General features: G+C 74.0%; 2 protein-coding genes. Both read right to left on the reverse strand.

Going from position 1 to position 1,747, the window contains the following annotated elements; translation table 11 throughout:
* On the reverse strand, positions 1 to 1,151 hold a 1,151-nt coding region (locus AB0B20_RS29065), incomplete at its 3' end, for a peptidoglycan DD-metalloendopeptidase family protein (protein ID WP_357475113.1).
* Positions 1,148 to 1,708: a hypothetical protein gene (locus AB0B20_RS29070; RefSeq protein ID WP_357385463.1), complete on the reverse strand. Its 561-nt coding sequence runs from the start codon at positions 1,706 to 1,708 to the stop codon at positions 1,148 to 1,150. The genes AB0B20_RS29065 and AB0B20_RS29070, both read right to left, overlap by 4 nt.
* Positions 1,709 to 1,747 lie beyond the last annotated feature (39 nt).

Genomic DNA, 1,747 nt, shown 5'->3' on the forward strand with positions numbered 1-1,747 from the left:
GCTCGGTCTGGAGGAACTCCACGAAGGACTCGCCGTCGGCCAGGTCGGCCAGGTAGAGCGCCAGCTCGTCCGGGCCGTACCGGGCGGCGAGTCCGCGGGCCGGACGAGTTGCCGCTGCTGCCGGAGATCCCGATGACCTCGCCCGCCGCGACCGACTGACCCGGCACCACGCGGGGCCGTTCGACCATGTGGCAGTAGCGGGTGATGAACCCGCCGGCGTGCAGGATGTCCACGAACCACCCGCAGCCGCCCTTGTCCGGCCAGCCGTCCCGGTCGCAGTCCCGCCGCCCGGAGCGGTCGGGGTCGCAGCGGGCGACCAGCACCCGTCCCGCCGAGGCGGCGTGGATCGGAGTGCCCTTCGAGGCGGCCAGGTCGACGCCGTGGTGGCTGGGACGGGCGGTGGTGCGGAAGCCGGAGACCACGCCGCCGGGCAGCGGCGCGGTCCAGCCGGAGGCGGCGATCCGGTCTCCGGCGGCGGCGTCGCACACCGCCTTGCCGGCGATCTCCACGGTCCGGGCGGCGCCTCCGGCGAGCTCGTCGACGATGCGTCCGGCCAGTTCCTCGTGTTTGGCGTAGGCGTCGGGATAGGCGCTGACCTGGACCTGCTGGGCCACGACTGTGAGTGGGCGCTGCTGCCAGTCCGGTACCTTCTCCATCTTCTGGTAGAACTTGCGGGCCGCGTACGAGGGTGTCATCCGCTGCTCGACGCTGCCCCACCCGGGCCGCTGCTGGAACAGGCCGAGCGAGTCGTGGTCGGCGCCCACTCCCTCGTGCGGCAGCGCGAGCGACGCCGGGACCGTACTGTTGGCGAGGTTGCGCAGCGCCGACTCCTGCATCGCGGTGGCCAGCGCGATCACCCAGCCGCGGGCGGGAAGTTTCATGTCCTGGCCGACCTTGATGATGACCGCGGCGTTGCGGAGCTGGCGCTCGCCGTACTCGGCGAAGCGCGGCATGTCCCCGGTCAGGTTCACCTGGTAGGCGGGGTCACAGTTCAGGGCCGCGAGCTTCGGGTCGTCCTCGTCGCCGCCCAGTTCGGTGAGGAGGAAGGCACCGGCACCGCCGACGCAGCAGAGCAGGGCGAGCACGCTCGTCACGGCGGTGGCGACCACGCCGAGGCGCAGCTTCCGGCGGGCCTGCCCGGCGGCGGTCACGACCGCTCCCAGTCGACCGCGTCCACCAGCCAGGGCCCGTCCGGTGCGACGAGTTCGAGCCGGAGCGTGCCGTTGTCCAGCGGAACCAGCGCCTCCACGAAGGACTCGGTGCGGGGCCGGAGCGTCGGGGCGCCCGTCACCTTCCGCGCGGGCACCGTCTCCGGATCGGCACCGGTCATCTTCTCGACCAGGGCCGGGGTGGACAGTGGCCGCAGGCGGGCCTGCCAGGCGTCGCCGCTGCTGCCCGGCCCGCTCAGCCACGCCGTGGTGAACCGCCCGGCGATCTGCTCCGGGGTGGCCTCCCCCGGCCGGACCTTGGGTGCGACAGCGGCCGGCGGGCTGGACAGCACGCCGTCGTCACCGGCCTCCGGGTCGGCTGTGCTGATCGGCTGGGAGGGGCGGCTGGCCAGGCCGGGGCCGGTGTCGCCCGGCCCGGCGACCAGACGCGCCGCGCCGATCACCCCGAAGACCAGTACGGCGATCACCAGGGCGACACCGATCCGGGATCGGAGGACCCGGGTGAAGAGGAATTCCAGCGCCCGACGCACCGGACTCACCGGGCCTCGGAGCGGACACGGGGCGCCGGCCGGGCCGGG

The organism is Micromonospora sp. NPDC049151 (genome assembly GCF_040648395.1).
In the GTDB taxonomy this organism is placed as follows: Bacteria; Actinomycetota; Actinomycetes; order Mycobacteriales; family Micromonosporaceae; genus Micromonospora.